14 protein-coding genes are annotated in these 17,140 nt (G+C 65.5%); 11 read left to right on the top strand and 3 right to left on the bottom strand.

Annotated features, from left to right (window positions below):
- Nucleotides 1–480: 480 nt before the first annotated feature.
- Nucleotides 481–687 carry a cold shock domain-containing protein CspD gene (gene cspD, locus AB3X99_RS01305; RefSeq protein WP_017776809.1) on the top strand — a complete coding sequence of 69 codons (207 nt, stop codon included), beginning with the start codon at nt 481–483 and terminating at the stop codon, nt 685–687.
- Between the two features lie 79 nt (nt 688–766).
- Here the strand turns inward: cspD and AB3X99_RS01300 are convergent, their stop codons facing one another.
- The 3 genes from AB3X99_RS01300 to icd form a co-directional block, all read right to left on the bottom strand.
- Nucleotides 767–2,371, bottom strand: a complete 1,605-nt coding sequence (locus AB3X99_RS01300; protein ID WP_368615954.1) for a multicopper oxidase family protein — start codon at nt 2,369–2,371, stop codon at nt 767–769.
- Nucleotides 2,372–2,501: 130 nt separating this feature from the next.
- Nucleotides 2,502–2,930, bottom strand: a complete 429-nt coding sequence (locus tag AB3X99_RS01295) for a hypothetical protein (RefSeq protein WP_368615953.1) — start codon at nt 2,928–2,930, stop codon at nt 2,502–2,504.
- A 93-nt stretch (nt 2,931–3,023) separates the two neighbouring features.
- Nucleotides 3,024–4,280, bottom strand: a complete 1,257-nt coding sequence (gene icd, locus AB3X99_RS01290) for an NADP-dependent isocitrate dehydrogenase (RefSeq protein WP_069262766.1) — start codon at nt 4,278–4,280, stop codon at nt 3,024–3,026.
- 343 nt (nt 4,281–4,623) lie between these two features.
- Here icd and AB3X99_RS01285 point away from each other — a divergent pair, with 343 nt between their 5' ends.
- The 10 genes from AB3X99_RS01285 (at nt 4,624) to AB3X99_RS01240 (ending at nt 16,604) form a co-directional block, all read left to right on the top strand.
- Nucleotides 4,624–5,205 carry a pseudouridine synthase gene (locus AB3X99_RS01285; RefSeq protein ID WP_368615952.1) on the top strand — a complete coding sequence of 194 codons (582 nt, stop codon included), beginning with the start codon at nt 4,624–4,626 and terminating at the stop codon, nt 5,203–5,205.
- A 344-nt stretch (nt 5,206–5,549) separates the two neighbouring features.
- Nucleotides 5,550–5,750, top strand: coding sequence for a hypothetical protein (locus AB3X99_RS01280; RefSeq protein ID WP_368615951.1), 201 nt, complete (start codon nt 5,550–5,552; stop codon nt 5,748–5,750).
- Between the two features lie 233 nt (nt 5,751–5,983).
- Nucleotides 5,984–6,502, top strand: coding sequence for a DUF192 domain-containing protein (locus AB3X99_RS01275; protein WP_368604047.1), 519 nt, complete (start codon nt 5,984–5,986; stop codon nt 6,500–6,502).
- 312 nt (nt 6,503–6,814) lie between these two features.
- Nucleotides 6,815–8,923 carry an elongation factor G gene (gene fusA / locus AB3X99_RS01270; RefSeq protein ID WP_342948498.1) on the top strand — a complete coding sequence of 703 codons (2,109 nt, stop codon included), beginning with the start codon at nt 6,815–6,817 and terminating at the stop codon, nt 8,921–8,923.
- Between the two features lie 142 nt (nt 8,924–9,065).
- Nucleotides 9,066–9,572 (top strand): cupin domain-containing protein, encoded by a 507-nt coding sequence (locus AB3X99_RS01265; RefSeq protein WP_069262769.1) that lies wholly within the window; start codon nt 9,066–9,068, stop codon nt 9,570–9,572.
- Between the two features lie 48 nt (nt 9,573–9,620).
- Nucleotides 9,621–10,637, top strand: coding sequence for a HoxN/HupN/NixA family nickel/cobalt transporter (locus AB3X99_RS01260; protein ID WP_368615950.1), 1,017 nt, complete (start codon nt 9,621–9,623; stop codon nt 10,635–10,637).
- 252 nt (nt 10,638–10,889) lie between these two features.
- Nucleotides 10,890–12,566: an ABC transporter substrate-binding protein gene (locus tag AB3X99_RS01255; protein ID WP_368615949.1), complete on the top strand. Its 1,677-nt coding sequence runs from the start codon at nt 10,890–10,892 to the stop codon at nt 12,564–12,566.
- 32 nt (nt 12,567–12,598) lie between these two features.
- A complete protein-coding gene (locus AB3X99_RS01250; RefSeq protein ID WP_069262772.1) occupies nt 12,599–13,621 on the top strand; it encodes an ABC transporter permease in 1,023 nt (340 codons plus the stop codon).
- Nucleotides 13,618–14,511 (top strand): ABC transporter permease, encoded by an 894-nt coding sequence (locus AB3X99_RS01245; RefSeq protein ID WP_368615948.1) that lies wholly within the window; start codon nt 13,618–13,620, stop codon nt 14,509–14,511. The genes AB3X99_RS01250 and AB3X99_RS01245 overlap by 4 nt, the downstream gene beginning before the upstream one ends.
- The gene (locus AB3X99_RS01240) at nt 14,508–16,604 is read left to right on the top strand and encodes a dipeptide ABC transporter ATP-binding protein (RefSeq protein ID WP_368615947.1); all 2,097 of its coding nucleotides are present in this window, start codon (nt 14,508–14,510) and stop codon (nt 16,602–16,604) included. Before AB3X99_RS01245 ends, AB3X99_RS01240 begins: the two co-directional genes overlap by 4 nt.
- Nucleotides 16,605–17,140: the final 536 nt, after the last annotated feature.

The following is a 17,140-nucleotide window of genomic DNA, read 5'->3' as shown; positions in this document are numbered from 1 at the left end:
TGCGCCCTGGCCCGGCTCCGATCCCTTGGACCGGCTGCGGGGCCGGTACACAATCCTGCTCTCAGCAGCTTTCACGCCACCGTTGAATCGAGTATCGCACAACCTTGCCGTTGCCGTGGGAAGCGACTGTAGGCGCCCGCACGCTCAGTGTCAGATTACATGGTGCGGTGCATCGCATATGCGTCACCTGTGCAATTTTTCAAGACGCTGTCCTGCACCTGCTTTATGCACCGGTGCTCAGCGTCGGCGAAAAGCAGGAAAAACCCTGGAAATGCGCTCTTTACAACGTGTCAAGGACCGTCTCAAAATATTCTTGACAGCAGATTAAAGACCCTCAACAATCAAGCTGGCACTTTTTTCAACCGCCTTAAATTCGAAAAAATGCCGTTGGTGAGCTTGTGAGGAGGGGGCGATCGCACCGCGATCGTTTAGCTTTTCGAACTGCTCGTGGTAGTGACATGAGTTACAGGGGAAGTTGGTATGGCAACCGGTACGGTCAAGTGGTTCAACGACGCGAAGGGTTTCGGGTTCATTACGCCGGATGAAGGCGGTGAGGACCTGTTCGCTCACTTTTCGGCTATTCAAATGAATGGCTTCAAGACCCTCAAAGAAGGGCAGAAGGTGAGCTTCGAGGTCGTGCAAGGCCCGAAGGGTAAACAGGCATCGAACATTCAGGCAGCAGCCTGATCTGTTCGGTACCCGTACCTTGGAAACCCGGCTTCGGCCGGGTTTCTTTTTGGTGTCATGGTTTTTTAACGTTCGCGTGCTAGCTCACCCGCAACGTACCCATCATGCCGAGATCCTCGTGCTCGAGGATGTGGCAATGAAACATGCGATCGCCCGCCTCGTGCTGGACGGTCGCGATGTGCACCGTTTCGCCGCGCCGCACGTTCACGGTGTCGCGCCATGCCAGCAGTTCCTCCTCATTGCGTACACCGCCACGCTCGCGCGCCAGCACCTGAAATTGCGTACCGTGCAGATGAAACGGATGATCCATGTCCGTGCCGTTTGCTATCGTCCAGTGCTCGACTTCCCCGCGCCGGCTCGCCAGCGTCACGCGCGCCGGATCGAATACCGCCCCGTTCACCATGAATCGCATGCCGCGCGGCATGGGCTGCGCTGAGGCACCCGGTGCGTGCATCGCTTTCATGTCCATCGCTTCGCTGAACACCACGCTCTTTTTCGGGACCGTTAGAAGACCTGACGAAATGAGCGGCGCAATCTCGCGCAGGCGCAACGGCAGTGCCGATTGCGTCGCGCTCGCCGGTGCGAAGCCAACGCTCGCGAGGATCAGCGATGGCCCCGCGGGCAAGCTGCCGTGCGTCATCGCCATCTTGTGGCGGTCGTACTGCGCGGCAATCAGCGACGCACGCGAGGCGCCCTGCCCCGCGCGCACGATCAGCTCCGCGCGCTCGCCCGGCGCGAGCAACAGCGAGGTGACGCCCTCGCGCGGCGCGCCCAGCAGCCCGCCGTCGGTGCCCACCTGCGTGAAGGCGCGACCGTCGTCGAAGGCGAGTTGCAGATAGCGCGCGTTGCAGCCATTCCAGACGCGCCAGCGCTCGTCGCGCACGACCTCGATGTGCGGCTGACGAGCGCCGTTGACGAGCACGTACTGACCTTCGCGGCCGTTCATCCAGTCCATCATGCCGTTCGCGGCAATCGCGCCGTCTGCCGCGAGCTTCAGGTCGGACACGAACAGATGCCGCTCCGGCCACGACGCGAGTGGATCATCGGCGGCGCGCACGACGAAGGGGCCCGCCAGTCCCCGGAACACCTGCTCCGAACTCAGCATGTGCGGATGCGGGTGATACCAGTAGGTGCCCGCGCTCCCCTGCGGCAGCGTGAAGCGATAAACGTGCTGCTCACCCGGCGCGACCGGTTTCGAGGGATTGCCGTCCTGATCGGGCGGCACGGGCAAGCCATGCCAATGAATCGTCGAAGGCTGCGGCAGCCGGTTCACGAACGTGATTTCGACAGTGTCGCCTTCGCGTACGTCGATCATCGGGCCGATGACCGGGCCGTCGTTTTCGGCCGCTGCGAGCGCGTCGTATTGCCAGAAGACCGTTTGCGGCTGTCCGGGCAGGAGCGCACGCGCCGCGGGCTGCGCAACGAGCGTCGCGCGAAACAGGCCCGGCTCCCGGCTCTGATTGGCGAGCGTGCGCAGCGCGGCAAGCGGCGCGCCGGCGGGCAACGCATCGGCAGGCGCAAGCGGGACTTGCGCGTGCATCATGCCGCCCGACATCGACGGCATGTCCGTCATGCCGTGCATGGCGTGCATCGCATCGCCCGCATCTTGTGCGAATGCGCGGCGCGCGAACAGGGTCGCGGTGGCGGCGCTCAATGCGCCGGATAGAAATGCTCTTCGTTTCATCGATGAAATCCTCATACCTCGTTCATGCCTGGCACGCGACGCGCGATAACACGCACGCCTGGCGCGCGGGAGTCGTTTTGCTCGCGAAAAAGCGCGAGCGCAGTACGCCGCCCGTAGCGAGCGGCCCGGCTCAGGCGATGGGAGGAGGCAAAGGAGGCGCGTGCGTAATGCCGGCACGCAAGGCCGCGGGAAGCACGACAAGCGTGGAACGGGCGCCGGTTTGCGCGTCGAATGCAGTCACGGCAGAAGGCACGCTGCAATGCGCGCAGCAGCCCGCGACACAGCAACTCGCGCCACAACTGGAATGCGAGCCGTGACGACGGTTGCTCGTCGCGGCGCAACGATCCGCGACGACGTGCGGCGTGAGTGCGGCGTGCGCCGCCATTGCATCGTGCTGCGTGTGCTCGCACGCCATCGCGCCGCGCATGGAAAGCAGCGCGAGCAGGCAGACGAGAAGGAAGCGATAGACGACTGGCACGATGAACGAAACCGCGGAGTGACTCGATTGACCAATGCCATGATAGCGCACGGACTGATCGAAGTCGGCTAGCCCATCCATCCGTGACGAATTTGCGGCGAGCCGGATAAAAAACCGGCAGAACTTTCGGTCTGCCGGTTTTTTCTGCTGGGACAGCGATGAACCGTCTTGCGCCTACATATTCTCGATCATCACCTGCCCGAAGCCCGAGCACGACACCTGCGTCGCCCCTTCCATCAAACGCGCGAAGTCATAGGTCACGCGCTTTTGCAGAATCGACTTCTCCATCGAAGCAATGATGAGGTTGGCCGCTTCGAACCAGCCGAGATGACGCAACATCATTTCCGCCGAGAGAATTTCGGAACCCGGATTCACATAGTCCTTGCCCGCATACTTGGGGGCCGTGCCGTGCGTCGCCTCGAACATCGCCACGGAGTCCGAAAGATTCGCACCCGGGGCGATACCGATGCCGCCCACCTGGGCCGCCAGTGCGTCGGAAATGTAGTCGCCGTTCAGGTTCAGCGTGGCGATCACGTCGTATTCGGCCGGGCGCAGCAGGATCTGCTGCAGGAAAGCATCGGCGATCACGTCCTTGACCACGATGTCGCCGCCCGTCTTCGGATTCTTGATCTTCATCCACGGGCCGCCGTCTATCAGTTCCGCTGCGAACTCCTTCTGCGCGAGCGCATAGCCGTAGTCGCGGAACGCGCCTTCGGTGTACTTCATGATGTTGCCCTTGTGCACGAGCGTGACCGAGCGGCGCTCGTTGTCGATCGCATACTGGATCGCCTTGCGCACGAGACGCTCCGTGCCCTCGCGCGACACCGGCTTGACGCCGACGCCGGAACTGTCCGGGAAGCGGATCTTCGCCACGCCCATCTCTTCGCGCAGGAACTTGATGAGCTTCTTCGCGCCTTCGGACTCCGCGGGCCATTCGATGCCCGCATAGATGTCCTCCGAGTTCTCGCGGAAGATGACCATGTTGACCTTCTCCGGCGCGCGCACCGGCGAGGGCACGCCCTTGAAGTACTGCACGGGACGCAGGCACACGTACAGATCGAGCTGCTGGCGCAGCGCGACGTTGAGCGAGCGGATGCCACCCCCCACCGGCGTCGTGAGCGGCCCCTTGATCGACACCACGTATTCCTTCACGACGTCGAGCGTTTCTTCGGGCAGCCACACGTCGGGACCGTAGACGCGGGTCGCCTTCTCGCCCGCGTAGATTTCCATCCAGTGAATCTTGCGCTTGCCGCCATAGGCCTTTTCGACTGCCGCATCGACCACCTTCAGCATGACCGGCGTAATGTCCACGCCCGTGCCATCGCCTTCGATGTACGGGATGATCGGCTGGTCCGAGACGTTGAGCGAGAAGTCCGGATTGACGGTGATCTTTTCACCGCCGGTCGGAACCACGATGTGCTGATACGGCATGATCGACTCCAGTAAGGGCAAGGCTGTTGTAGCGGGTGTGACGCGCGCTCGGCGGCTCGCGGCGGCGGCGAAGCCTGTTCGCCCGGCGAGAGCGGGCGGCTTGCCTTGGTGGCGCGAACAGCCCGTCGGCGTGAGGATCTGGCGGCTATTCTAGCCCACGCCTCGCGCATGCGTGGCGCGCCCTTCACACGAACGCCGGCGCAAGGCAAGCCGCTTGCGCCCCGATGGGTGATCGGTTCCGCTCGTGTCTTATATCTTATATAAGACATAGCAAACCGCTTAATGTAATATGCATTAAGATCTCGGCGCCAGCCCGTCATCTATTCGTCCCCGTCGCCCTGTCATGCGTTTAATCGCCCTCAATAAACCGTTCGGCACCATCTGTCAGTTTTCGCCGCACGAAACACGTCAGTCTCTCGCAGACTGGGTGAAGGTACCGGGCGTCTATCCCGCGGGCCGGCTCGACTCCGATAGCGAAGGTCTCCTGCTGCTCACCGACGACGGCGCCTTGCAAGCGCGCATTGCCGAACCGAAACGCAAGCTCGTGAAGCGCTATTGGGCACAAGTGGAAGGCGAACCCGATGCGGGTGCGCTTGCCGCACTCGAACGCGGCGTCGATCTCGGTGACTTCGTGACACAGCCGTGTCGAACAAGAATCATTGTTGAGCCCGACAATCTCTGGTCGCGTAATCCGCCGATTCGCTATCGCGCGTCGATACCCACCACGTGGGTCGAGATTGCGATCAGCGAAGGCAAGAACCGGCAGGTGCGACGCATGACCGCGGCAGTGGGCTATCCAACGTTGCGGCTCGTACGCGTCGCGATCGGCGCGCTCGATATTTTTTCGCTGGGCCTCGCTCCCGGCGAAAGCATCGACGTGCCTACCAATGCGCCCTGGCAAAACACCCCTGACAAACACAAGTGATTGTTGTGCAAGCACTTTTCGCGTGCTGATCATTTTTTTTCGAATTACGCGGCACGTCCCGCGCCTTTCTGTTGCGTCTCGTTACGAAGCAAATGAAAAGTTTGCGTCAACCGTCTCGCGAGACCATGCGTTATTCGACGCAGATGCCGCCAGAAGCTATCCGGCATTCAGCCTTCAGGGTCCTCGCAGCAATGTGCGGTCCCGACCGCTGGCAGACGCAAAAATCAAATTCACGCGAATTTGTCGAAAGCGACTGTCAACCGAAAGGTGGATGGCACGTTTACCGACCTGACTCCAAAAACCGGGTCACTTGGTTAATTAACTCAAGCTTGAGGATTCACAACATGAACAAACTGATCGCTGCTCTGGTCGCTGGTCTCTTCGCATCGGCTGCATTCGCACAAGCTTCGGCTCCGGAAGCTGCTTCGGCTGCTCCGGCTGCTGCTGCTTCGGCTACTCACAAGTCGTCGCACAAGAAGGCCCACAAGAAGTCGTCGCACAAGAAGGCAGCGAAGGCTGAAGCCGCTTCGGCAGCTTCGGAGTAAGCTTGTTGTAAGACGCATGAAGAAGCGGCACGCGTTGCCGTTCTTCAGCGCGACGAAAGGCAGAGCGCTGCAAGGCGTTCTGCCTTTTTGTTTGGCTGCCTGTTTTTTTAGCCAGTTTTTCGTCACGCACGCTCGCCGTATCACGTCGATGACGTGAACCGCGCCGCGCATTTTGACCCGCTCTGACCCGGTCGCGTAACATGCGCGGATTAACCTACAGCAAGGAGTCTCTCGTGCGATTTTCCCTGCGCTCGTTCTTCGTGCGCTGCGCGCTTGTCGTCGCATTGCCATTGGCCGCTTTCGCGGCGCTCATGTTCACCGCGACAGCCACGTCGAGCATCGCGCAGGCGCAGCAGATGCCGCCGGGCGCCAGGCAGCCGGGCGAATTTCCGCGCGTGAAGCTCACGGCAGGCATGTTCGTGATCGACGCAGCGGTCGCCGCCAACGACGCGGACCGTGAACAAGGCCTCATGTACCGTTCGCAGCTCGGGCCCAATGAAGGCATGCTGTTCGTGTTCGGCGAAAACGCCGTGCACTGCTTCTGGATGAAGAACACGCTGATCCCGCTATCGATCGCGTTCATTCGCGCCGACGGTACGATCACCGACATCGACGAGATGCAGGCCGAAACGACCAACAACCACTGCCCGCGCAACAACGGCGTCTTCGCGCTCGAAATGCCGAAGGGCTGGTTCACGGCGAAGGGCATCAAGCCCGGCATGAAGATTCAGGGACTGCCGCCGCTGCAGTAAGCGCGCGTTGTCCCAGCGCGCGCCATTCGCGCGCTGCGCGAAAAGCGCAAGCCGGCCCCGCACGTACGCGGCGCCGGCTTTTTTTGCGCCCGCCTGCCCGCCGGCGCACCGCCTGGCGCCGCTGTACAGCGCTGTCGCCGCTTCCCGCGCCGCGGCATACGCCCTGCAAAACCGGCGCGCAAGCGCTATCCTATAAATCCCCCGCATGACGCGTGCCACCAGGGCGCGCCCATGCGGCGCATCGGGCCGCGCGCTGGCCGCGCCGCGTGCCGCCCGGCAGCTTCCATGGCGCGTCATTCCTAGGAGATCACCGTGCCTCGCAAGACCCCCATCGAGCGCTATCGCAACATCGGGATCAGCGCTCACATCGACGCCGGCAAAACCACGACGACCGAGCGCATCCTTTTCTACACCGGCGTGAATCACAAGCTCGGCGAGGTTCACGACGGCGCGGCGACCATGGACTGGATGGAGCAGGAACAGGAACGCGGCATCACGATCACCTCGGCCGCGACCACTGCGTTCTGGAAGGGCATGGCCGGCAATTACCCCGAACACCGCATCAACATCATCGACACCCCGGGGCACGTGGACTTCACGATCGAGGTCGAGCGCTCCATGCGCGTGCTCGACGGCGCGTGCATGGTGTACGACTCCGTGGGCGGCGTGCAGCCGCAGTCGGAAACCGTGTGGCGTCAGGCGAACAAGTACAAGGTGCCGCGCATCGCGTTCGTCAACAAGATGGACCGCGTGGGCGCGGACTTCTTCCGCGTGCAGCGGCAGATCGGCGAGCGCCTGAAGGGCGTGGCCGTGCCTATCCAGATTCCGGTGGGCGCGGAAGATCACTTCCAGGGCGTGGTCGATCTCGTGAAGATGAAGGCGATCGTCTGGGACGACGAGAGCCAGGGTGTGAAGTTCGAGTACGAGGACATTCCCGCGAATCTCGTCGAGCTCGCGCACGAGTGGCGCGAGAAGATGGTCGAAGCCGCCGCCGAAGCCGACGAAACGCTGCTCGAAAAGTACCTTCACGATCACGAAAGCCTGACCGAAGAGGAAATCAAGGGCGGCCTGCGCAAGCGCACGATCGCCAACGAGATCGTGCCGATGCTCTGTGGCAGCGCGTTCAAGAACAAGGGCGTGCAGGCCATGCTCGACGCCGTGATCGACTACCTGCCCTCGCCGGTGGACGTGCCCGCGATTCTCGGCCACGACCTCCACGACAAGGAGATCGAGCGCCACCCGAGCGATGACGAGCCGTTCTCCGCACTCGCCTTCAAGATCATGACCGACCCGTTCGTCGGCCAGCTGATCTTCTTCCGCGTCTATTCGGGCGTGGTGAATTCGGGCGATACGGTGCTCAACGCGACCAAGGACAAGAAGGAGCGCCTGGGCCGCATCCTGCAGATGCACGCGAACGAACGCAAGGAAATCAAGGAGGTGCGGGCGGGCGATATCGCCGCGGCCGTGGGCCTGAAGGAAGCGACGACGGGCGACACGCTTTGCGATCCGGCGCATGCCATCGTGCTCGAACGGATGATCTTCCCCGAGCCGGTGATCTCGCAGGCCGTCGAGCCGAAGACCAAGGCCGATCAGGAGAAGATGGGCATCGCCCTCAATCGCCTCGCGCAGGAAGACCCGTCGTTCCGCGTGCAGACCGACGAAGAGTCCGGCCAGACCATCATCTCGGGCATGGGCGAGCTGCACCTCGAAATTCTCGTCGACCGCATGAAACGCGAGTTCGGCGTGGAGGCGACCGTCGGCAAGCCGCAGGTCGCGTATCGCGAGACCGTGAAGAACAAGGTCGAAGATGTGGAAGGCAAGTTCGTCAAGCAGTCGGGCGGGCGCGGCCAGTATGGTCACGCCGTCATCACGCTCGAACCGCAGACGCCGGGCAAGGGCTACGAATTCGTCGACGCCATTAAGGGCGGCGTGATTCCGCGCGAGTTCATCCCGGCGGTCGACAAGGGCATTCAGGAAACGCTCAAGGCAGGCGTGCTCGCGGGCTACCCGGTGGTCGACACGAAGGTCACGCTCACGTTCGGCTCGTACCACGACGTGGACTCGAACGAAAACGCCTTCCGTATGGCCGGTTCGATGGCCTTCAAGGAAGCGATGCGCAAGGCGAAGCCGATCCTTCTCGAACCGATGATGGCCGTGGAAGTGGAGACGCCCGAGGACTTCATGGGCAACGTGATGGGCGATCTGTCGAGCCGTCGCGGCATCGTGCAGGGCATGGAGGACATCGCGGGCGGCGGCGGCAAGATCGTGCGCGCCGAAGTGCCGCTCTCGGAGATGTTCGGCTACTCCACGTCGCTGCGCTCGCTCACGCAAGGCCGCGCCACCTACACGATGGAGTTCAAGCACTACGCAGAAACCCCGCAGAACGTGGCCGAAGCGGTCATCAACGCGAAGAAGACGTAAAGCCGGCGACGTGCAGGCGTTGCTGTGCACACGAAAGCCCGTCCCCTGCGGACGGGCTTTTTTTGCTTGCGCGCGGCGCAATTTTGACCATGCCACAATGCGGCGATGACGCTGCGCCGCCCACAGTCAAGGAGACACGACGATGAGTCACGAACACGACCATGAGCATCCTCGCGACGACGCGCCGATCGACTGGCGCGAAAACGGCGTCAAGGTGATACGCGGCGACCAGCTCGACACGAACACGGCGCAAACGCCCGGCATGAACCGCGCGGCCGCGATCAATGCGGCGCGCGTGGGCGCGCAGAAGATCTGGGCGGGCACGGTGACGATCCATCCGAACGCGAAGACCGGCGCGCATCATCACGGCGCGCTGGAAAGCGTGATCTACGTCGTGCGCGGTCACGCGCGCATGCGCTGGGGCGAGCATCTGGAGTTCACGGCCGAGGCGGGCCCGGGCGACTTCATCTTCGTGCCGCCCTACGTCCCGCACCAGGAGATCAACGCCAGCACCGACGATCCGCTCGAATGCGTGCTCGTGCGCAGCGACAACGAGGCCGTGGTGGTGAACCTGAACATCGACGCCGTCGAAGCGCCGGAAACCGTGTACTGGGTCGATCCCATCCACCGTCATCCGCACGACCATTGAGCGCGCGGCAGCCCGTTCCGCCTACCACGACGCAATGATCCACTGACGATGCCCGCCGCCTCGCTCCGCGCCCGCCTGATTCCGCTCTATGCCGCGCTCATCGCCGCCAACCTCGGCGCGTGGGCGTGGGCGCTGATCGCGTTTCGCCACTATCCGCTGCTGCTCGGCACGGCGCTGCTCGCCTACGGCTTCGGCCTGCGTCACGCGGTGGACGCCGACCACATCGCCGCCATCGACGCCGTCACGCGCAAGCTCATGCAGCAGGGCCAGCGCCCGCTCGGCGTGGGACTCGCGTTCTCGCTCGGCCATTCGACGGTCGTGATCGTCGCCACGCTCGGCATCGCGCTCACGGCGCTCTCGCTGCATGGCCGCTTCGAGCAGTTCCACGAGATCGGCTCGACCATCGGCACGCTCGTTTCGTCGACGTTCCTGCTCGTACTCGCGGGTGTGAACCTCGTGATCCTGCGCGACGTGTGGATGCGTTACCGCCGCGCGCAGCAAGGCGACGACGCAGCGCTCGCCGCCGCCTCGAATACACCCGCGCCCGCCGGCCTCTTCTCGCGCGCGCTCAGGCCGCTCTTTGCGCTCGTCACGAAAAGCTGGCATCTGTACCCCGTGGGCGTGCTGTTCGGCCTCGGCTTCGACACGGCCACCGAAATCGGCCTGCTCGCCATCGCCGCCGCCGAAGCGGGCAAGGGCCTGCCGATCTATTCGATTCTCGTGTTCCCCGCGCTCTTCACGGCGGGCATGACGCTCGTCGATTCCACCGACAACGTGCTGATGGTCCACGCCTACGGCTGGGCGATGGACGATCCCAGGCGCAAGCTCTACTACAACGCGAGCATCACGTTCGTCTCGGCGCTCGTGGCGATCGTGATCGGCGGCGTGGAAGCCCTCGGGCTCATCGCCGACAAGCTCGGCGCGAGCGGCGGCGCGTGGACGCTCATCGCAGGTCTGAACGAGCGCTTCGGCGAACTGGGCTACGGCATCGTTGCGGCATTCATCGCCTGCTGGATCGGCTCGGTGCTGTTCCATCGCTGGCGCCGGCCCGCCGCGGCCCGCTAGGACACTCGCGCCCCTCTCACGACTGCACGGCGCGCCACGCGCGCGCAACCCCGCGAAACCCTACCCTTCGCCTCGTTTGCCGAAAGCGCGTAAACTAGGCCCTGCTATTGCGCGCCTCGTGCGCCCGATAGCCCCGTCAATCGTTTCACCTTGCTGCACCCATTCGTCGTCTGCCGTACCGCATCCCGCCGTCGCGCACGCCCCCGGGCCTCGCGCGCCCCCTGAACGGAAAACGCACGGAATCCCGCACCGATGAAACGACCGCAGTCCCGCCGTCCGCTCCTCCCCAGCCTCGAAGCGCTGCGCCCCCAGGCCGGCGATCACGGCAACCACGCACTCGACGAATTCGCTGCCGGCCGCCTCACGCGCCGCGAGCTGCTGCGCTATGCCAGCGCAGTAGGCCTCACGGCACTGCCCGCGTTTGCGGGCTTCGCCGTGCCGCGCGGCGCGCATGCCCAGGGCGCGGCAAAGCCCGGCGAGCAGACCATCCGCGTGGCGCACCTGATGCCCGCGGGCGCGGTCGATCCGCTCACCGTGACCGATGCGGGCGCGCTGTGTCTCCTGAACCAGACCGGCGAATTCCTCGCCAACGACGACGCGCAAGGCCATCTGCAACCCGCCCTCGCGCTCTCCTGGCAAGCCAACGCCAAAGCAGACGTCTGGACGTTCAAGCTGCGCCCCAACGTGAAATTCCACGACGGCCAGCCGTTCGGCGCGAAGGACGTGGTGGCGACCTTCGATCGCCTCGCCGACCCCGCAAGCGGCTCGGCGGCGCTCTCGGTGCTCAAGGGCGTGCTTTCGAAAGGCGGCACGAAGGCCGTCGACGATCACACGGTCGAGTTCCACGTCGACGCGCCCAACGGCAACTTCGCCTACTACGTTTCTTCGGACAACTACAACGCCGTGATGCTGCCCGCCAACTATGCGGGCAATTACGAAAAGAGCTTTATCGGCACCGGGCCGTTCAAGCTCGACAAATTCGAAGCGCGGCGCGGCGTGAGCTTCGTGCGCAATCCCGACTATTGGGGCGACAAGGCGCTGCCCGCGCGCGTGGAGTTCGCCTTCTACGCCGACGAGCAGGCGCAGTTGCTCGCGCTGCAAGGCCACCAGGCCGACGTGATGGGCACCTTCACCGTGCAGGGCGGCATCGGCATCCTGAACAATCCCGACTTCAAGGTGATCGGCGTGCGCTCGAGCGCGCATCGCCAGATCCACATGCGCAACGACTCGCCCACGTTCAGGGACAAGCGCGTACGCCAGGCGCTCGCGCTTGCGCTCGATCGCGACGTGCTCGTGCGCGGGCTGTTCAAGGGCCGCGCCGTGGTGGGCAACGACAGCCCGTTCGCGCCCATCTTCCCGTCCACGGCGACCGACGTGCCCCAGCGCAAGATCGACGTCGCGAAGGCACGCCAGTTGCTCGCGCAGGCGGGCGTGCCCAACGGCTTCGACGTGACGCTCACCACCGAGAAGTACATGGAGATACCGGACCTCGCCGTGGTCGTGCAGAACGCGGCGAAGGCGGTCGGCATCCGCATCGCGCTCAAGGTGGAAAGCCAGTCGCAGTACTACGGCGCGGGCACGTTCGGCAAATCGGACTGGCTCGACTCGCCGCTCGGCATTACCGACTATGGGCACCGCGGCGTGCCGAACGTGTTTCTCAACGCGCCACTCACCTCGGGCGGCACGTGGAATGCTGCGCACTTTCGCAATGCGCAGTACGACAAGCTGGTCGCGCAGTTCGCGGCGACGCTCGACGTAGCGGCCCAGAAGCAGGTGGCGAGGCAGATTCAGACGCTGCTGCTCGACGAGACGCCCGTGATCATCCCGTACTTCTACGACCAGTTGATCGCACAGCGCGCCGTGCTTTCGGGTGTGCGCTTCACGGCGCTCGCCCAGCTCTATTTCGACCGCGCGACGCTCGCCGCCTGAACCGGCCCAAGCGCACCCGAAACGGAGGTCCGATGGCTACTCCGCTCCCGCCCATATCGAATCCGGCCGGCACCGCGCGCGCATTCGCCCCACGCGCCGGCGTCGCGCGCTTTCTCGGCCGGCGCGCCGCCTGGGCGATCTTCACGCTCTGGCTGCTCTCGGTACTCGTGTTCGCGGGCGGCCAGCTGCTCCCCGGCGATATCGGCCGCGCGGTGCTGGGCCCGCTCGCCGACGCGCGCGCCGTGGCCGCCCTCAATCACGAACTGGGCGCGGACCGGCCGGTGCTCGACCAGTACGTTTCGTGGATCACGCATGCGCTGCGCGGCGACTTCGGCATGTCGTGGAGCTACAAGCAGCCCGTCGCGCCGTTCGTGGGGGACGCGCTCCTGCAGTCGGCCAGGCTCGGCCTGCTCGCATTCGTCGTGGTGGTGCCGCTCGGCATTGCGGGCGGCGTATGGGCGGCGCTCCACGAAGGCCGCCTGATCGACCGTGCGATCAGCACGGGCGGCCTGTGCGCGAGCGCAGTGCCGGAATTCGTCTCGTCGATCGTGCTGATCCTCATCTTCGGCGTGTGGCTGCGCTGGCTGCCTATCGAGGCCACCGCGCCCAGCGGCGCGGGCGCGCTCGAACAATTGCGGCACCTCGTGCTGCCCGTGCTGCCGCTCGTGCTCGTGTTCTTCGGCTATCTCGCACGCATCGCGCGTGCGGGCACGATCACGGCGCTCGATGCCGACTACACGCGCACCGCGATTCTCAAGGGGCTGCCGAGCCACGTCGTGATCGTGCGGCACGTGCTGCGCAATGCGCTGCTGCCCAGCGTGACGGTGGCGGCCACGCAGCTCGGCTATCTGATTGGCGGGCTCGTTGTGGTCGAATCGCTGTTCCGCTATCCTGGCGTAGGCTCCCTCATCTTCAACGCGGCGAAGGCCAAGGACTTCCCGTTGCTCGAAGCGGGCGTGCTTGCGGTGGGCGCAGTCTATACACTCGCCAATCTCGCAGCCGACGCCCTGCACGCACTGCTCGACCCGCGCCTGCGCGCGCCGGGAGGCACATGAACGATACGGCATCCGAAGCAATTCTCCCGGGCGGCGAACCGGGCGAAGAAGCGCTCGCCGACACGCGTCTGCGCGACACGCTGCATCTGCTGCTGCGCTCGCCCTCGTTCGTCGCGGGTGCGCTGATCCTCTTATGGTGGATCGGCTGCGCACTCGCGGGCCCGTGGTTCGCGCCGCACGACGCCTACGCGTCCGATCCGCTCAGCTCGCTCCTGCCGCCGGACCATACGCACTGGTGCGGCACCGACCAGCTCGGCCGCGAGATCTGCTCGCGCGTGATCGTGGGCGCACGCGACATCCTCACGATCGCGCCGCTCGCCACGCTCGTCGGCACGCTCGCGGGCGCGGCGCTCGGACTGGTGACGGGCTATTTCGAAGGCGCCTTCGGCACGCTCGTCGCGCGCACGCTCGATGCCGTGCTCGCGCTGCCGCTCGTGATCGTCGCGCTGCTCGTGCTCGCGGCCGTGGGCGCCTCGAATCTCGCCGTGGTGCTCGTCATCGGCATCACGTTTGCGCCGCTCATCGCGCGCACGGTGCGCGCGGCGGTGCTCGCCGAGCGCCATCTCGACTACGTGGCGGCGGCTCGCCTGCGCGGCGCGAGCGCGTTCGCCGTGATGTTCACGGAGATTCTGCCCAACGTCTGGCCGCCCATCGTCGTCGAGGCGACGGTACGCCTCGGCTATGCGATCTTCGCGGTGGCGACGCTCTCGTTCCTCGGCTTCGGCATCCAGCCGCCATCCGCCGACTGGGGGCTCGCGCTCGCCGAGTCGTACACGCTGCTCGCGGGCGGCGCATGGTGGACCGTGGCGTTCGACGCGCTCGCCATCGCCTCGCTCGTGGTGGCCGTGAACCTGATCGCCGACAGCCTGCGCGAGGTGCTCCAATCGTGAACCGCCCCGCTTCTTCACGCCCCGCTCTCGCCACCTTCAGCGCGCCGCGCGACGACGACGCGCTCGCGCTCGTCGGCCTCACCGTCGCTTACCGCGTGCGCGGGCGCGACCGCGACGTGCTCACCGACGTCTCGCTGCGCATCCGGCGCGGCGAAGCGTATGGGCTCGTCGGCGAATCGGGCTGTGGCAAGTCGACGGTCGCGCTCGCCGCGCTGCGCTATCTCCCGCGCAACGGCCGCGTGAAGGCCGGGCGCATCGCGATCGCGGGCGACGACGTGCTCGCGCTCGACGCCGACGGCCTGCGCGCGCTGCGCGCCAACGCCGTTTCGATGGTCTATCAGGACCCCGCCAGCGCACTCAATCCCACGCTCACGATTGCCCGCCAGCTGAACGAAGCGTTCGAAGCCGCGGGCGCCGACGCGAGCGTGGCCCGCTCGCGCTCGCACGCGATGCTCGAACGTGTGCGCATTGCCGATCCGGGCCGCGTGCTGGCGAGCTATCCGCATCAGCTCTCGGGCGGCATGCAGCAGCGCGTGGTGATCGCGATGGCGCTCGCGTCGAACCCCACGCTCCTGATTCTCGACGAACCGACCACGGGCCTCGACGCCACCGTCGAGGCCGAGGTGCTCGACCTCATCGCGAAGCTGCGTGCGGAACTGGGCATGGCGGTGCTGCTCATCAGCCACGACCTCGCGGTGATCGGGCGCATGTGCGAACGCGTGGGCGTGCTCTACGCGGGGCGGCTCGTCGAGGAAGGCGCCACGCGCGACGTGTTCGAGCGCGCGCGGCATCCGTACACGGTCGGCCTGCTGCGCTGCCTGCCGGCGCAGGGCCGCAACAAGCATGCGGGCGCGCTCGACACGATACCGGGCGAGTTGCCAGCGCCTGGCGTGAGCTCGCCCGGCTGCATCTACGCACCGCGCTGTCGCCTCGCCGACGCGCGTTGCCGCGTGGAAGCGCCGCCGCCGCATCGCATGGCCTCGCCGCACGGCGAACAGATGTCGCGCTGCCACTATCACGAACGCGCGATCGACTTGCCGTTCGGGAATCTGATCGGAGGCGGCGACGGTTCGCAGACTTCGAGCGGTGGTCCGTCGAATGGCGAAGACGAACCGCGCGTCGTATTGCGCGCGCTCGACGTCTCGCGCACCTTCGGACACGGCGCGCAAGCCGTGCGCGCACTCGACGGCGTGTCGATCGAGCTGCATGCGGGCGAGACGCTCGGCGTCGTGGGCGAATCGGGCAGCGGCAAGACGACGCTCGCGCGCATGCTGCTCGGCCTGCATGCGCCCGACGCGGGCGGCGCCGTCGAACTCGACGGCAAGCGCCTGCACGCCCACGTCGCGCGGCGTCGCGCCGACGAGCGCGCGGCGCTGCGCGTCGTGTTCCAGCATCCGGACGCCTCGCTCAATCGCGCGCTGCCCGTGAAACGGCTGATCGAGCGCGCGCTGTCCCGGCCGCGCGACGACACGCCGGCAGTTCACCAGGCCTCAGACGAATCGCGCATCGCGGGACTGCTCGAGGCCGTACGCGTACCGGCACGCTATCTCGTGGCACGCGCGCGGCAACTCTCGGGCGGGCTCAAGCAGCGTGTGGCGATCGCCCAGGCGTTCGCGGGCGAGCCGCGCATCGTGATCTGCGACGAGCCCACCTCGGCGCTCGACGTCTCCGTGCAGGCCGCGATTCTCAACCTGCTCGCACGCCTGCAGCGCGAACGCGGCGTGAGCTACCTGTTCATTTCGCACGACCTGGATGTCGTGCGCTATCTCGCCGATCGCATCGTCGTGCTCTATGCGGGCCGTGTCGTGGAAAGCGGCCCGGCCGGCGCAGTCTTCGACGGCCCGTGGCATCCGTATACAGAAACGCTGCTGGCTGCGCGCGCGCTCGGTGCGGCAACGGCCAACGGCGCGAACGCCGCGGGGCGCGGCTGCATTTTCAGCGCGCACTGCCCGCGCAAGCTCGGCGCCATTTGCGACGAAGCGCCTCCACCGCTCGCCGACGCGGGCGGCGGCCATCGCATTCTCTGCCACATTCCCGTAGACGAATTGCGCGCGCAACAGAGCGCCACCGCGGCCACACAAGCGGCGACCTGACGGCGCGATAGTCCGCATATCGCATCCGGCTTCGTTGCGCTGTCCGCTTTCGCAACGCGATTCGCGCCATTCAGCGCGCGCGTTTCATCGCCGTAACGTTTTCCGCGTTTTTTCCGCCACGCGGGCGACACATCAATTGTCAAGTCCACCCCACACGCCTCTCCCCGGCCGATGGCACAAAACTGGCTATATCGCCACCAGGCATCCGGCCGCTGCAATCCAGTGCAATCCGCCCCGACACGCGCGGGGCGTCGCACCGGGCGGACGAATGACCGGTCGCTCGACGCGCTTGTAATCTGCCGTCCCACGCCAATGGGTCCCGACAATCCACAAGCAGTCCTGCGCAAACCGGTCATCCTGCGCACGGCCTGACCGGGTGCCTTTTGTTTGGCGAGTACCGCTCCAGCCGGATCGAACCCAATACGCCGGCGCGAAGCGGGTTGCGAGCCTGACGGAGTCGGCGCACGCGCACGAGGCGTGCGGCCTGCACGGGGGGCATGGGAGACGACAGCGCATCACGCTGCCGCCTTGCGGGG

This window comes from Paraburkholderia sp. BR10882 (assembly GCF_040948855.1).
Taxonomy (GTDB): Bacteria; Pseudomonadota; Gammaproteobacteria; order Burkholderiales; family Burkholderiaceae; genus Paraburkholderia; species Paraburkholderia nodosa_A.
Note: the sequence above shows the minus strand (reverse complement) of the source record. Positions and strands in the feature narration are given on the sequence as shown.

Bases quoted from the DNA above. Each gene is read 5' to 3' on its own strand.
- AB3X99_RS01300 (WP_368615954.1), bottom strand. From the start codon at position 2,371: ATGAAACGAAGAGCATTTCTATCCGGCGCATTGAGCGCCGCCACCGCG.
- AB3X99_RS01255 (WP_368615949.1), top strand. From the start codon at position 10,890: ATGAAACGACCGCAGTCCCGCCGTCCGCTCCTCCCCAGCCTCGAAGCG.
- cspD (WP_017776809.1), top strand. From the start codon at position 481: ATGGCAACCGGTACGGTCAAGTGGTTCAACGACGCGAAGGGTTTCGGG.
- AB3X99_RS01250 (WP_069262772.1), top strand. From the start codon at position 12,599: ATGGCTACTCCGCTCCCGCCCATATCGAATCCGGCCGGCACCGCGCGC.
- AB3X99_RS01245 (WP_368615948.1), top strand. From the start codon at position 13,618: ATGAACGATACGGCATCCGAAGCAATTCTCCCGGGCGGCGAACCGGGC.
- icd (WP_069262766.1), bottom strand. From the start codon at position 4,280: ATGCCGTATCAGCACATCGTGGTTCCGACCGGCGGTGAAAAGATCACC.
- AB3X99_RS01280 (WP_368615951.1), top strand. From the start codon at position 5,550: ATGAACAAACTGATCGCTGCTCTGGTCGCTGGTCTCTTCGCATCGGCT.
- AB3X99_RS01285 (WP_368615952.1), top strand. From the start codon at position 4,624: ATGCGTTTAATCGCCCTCAATAAACCGTTCGGCACCATCTGTCAGTTT.
- AB3X99_RS01260 (WP_368615950.1), top strand. From the start codon at position 9,621: ATGCCCGCCGCCTCGCTCCGCGCCCGCCTGATTCCGCTCTATGCCGCG.
- AB3X99_RS01265 (WP_069262769.1), top strand. From the start codon at position 9,066: ATGAGTCACGAACACGACCATGAGCATCCTCGCGACGACGCGCCGATC.
- AB3X99_RS01295 (WP_368615953.1), bottom strand. From the start codon at position 2,930: ATGGATGGGCTAGCCGACTTCGATCAGTCCGTGCGCTATCATGGCATT.